Origin of the sequence: Hallella seregens ATCC 51272, assembly GCF_000518545.1 — a bacterium.
Classification (GTDB): Bacteria; Bacteroidota; Bacteroidia; order Bacteroidales; family Bacteroidaceae; genus Prevotella; species Prevotella seregens.
This window is the reverse complement of sequence record NZ_JADU01000061.1, coordinates 1-1018: the sequence shown is the minus strand read 5'-3', so window position 1 is coordinate 1018 and position 1018 is coordinate 1. Positions and strand designations below refer to the sequence as shown.

Annotated in this window: 1 rRNA gene; it reads left to right on the top strand. The window is 55.5% G+C overall.

Annotation, left to right across the window (positions count from 1 at the left end):
• Window positions 1–1018 (top strand): 23S ribosomal RNA (locus L888_RS0111145); the annotation flags it as partial.

The following is a 1018-nucleotide window of genomic DNA, read 5'->3' as shown; positions in this document are numbered from 1 at the left end:
CGTTGCACGGCAGTTGCGAGGGGAATCCGCTGGAAAGCGGTGCCGCAGGGGGTGATAGCCCCGTACCCGAAGCATTTGTCGGCATAGTGGTATCCTGAGTAGCGCGGGCCACGAGTAATCCTGCGTGAATCCGCCGGGACCATCCGGCAAGGCTAAATACTCGGATGAGACCGATAGCGAACGAGTACCGTGAGGGAAAGGTGAAAAGCACTTCCATGAGAAGAGTGAAATAGTTCCTGAAACCATGCGCCTACAAGCGGTCGGAGCTGCTTATAGCAGTGACGGCGTGCCTTTTGCATAATGAACCTACGAGTTGCCGTCACCGGCGAGGTTAAGCGTCATGAGACGCGTGAGCCGCAGTGAAAGCGAGCCTGAATAGGGCGTTTTAGTCGGTGGTGGCAGACGCGAAACCAAGTGATCTACACATGTCCAGGATGAAGTCCGGGTAACACCGGATGGAGGTCCGCACCAATAAGCGTTGAAAAGCTTCTGGATGAGGTGTGTGTAGGAGTGAAAGGCCAATCAAACTTGGAGATAGCTCGTACTCCCCGAAAGGCATTTAGGTGCCGCGTGCGGTGTTCCGCATGAGAGGTAGAGCGACCGATAGGTCGAGAGGGCTTCACCGCCTATCGAGACCTGACGAACTCCGAATGCTCATGCGCCGCAGCCGTGCAGTAAGGGGGCGGGTGCTAAGGTCCGTCCCCGAGAGGAGAAGAATCCAGACTGCCGTCTAAGGCCCCGAAGTTCCGCCTGAGTTAGTCTAACGAAGTCCTGTCCCTGTGACAGCCAGGATGTTGGCTTGGAAGCAGCCATTCATTCAAAGAGTGCGTAACAGCTCACTGGTCGAGGGTCCGGGCGTGGATAATAATCGGGTATAAGGCGGACGCCGAAGACGCAGGATAGCATTGAATAAAGTATCGGTAGGGGAGCATGCCGTATGCGCAGAATGGTGAAGACGACTGATCCTGGAGCGTACGGCAAAGCAAATGTAGGTATAAGTAACGACAAGGGGGGTGAG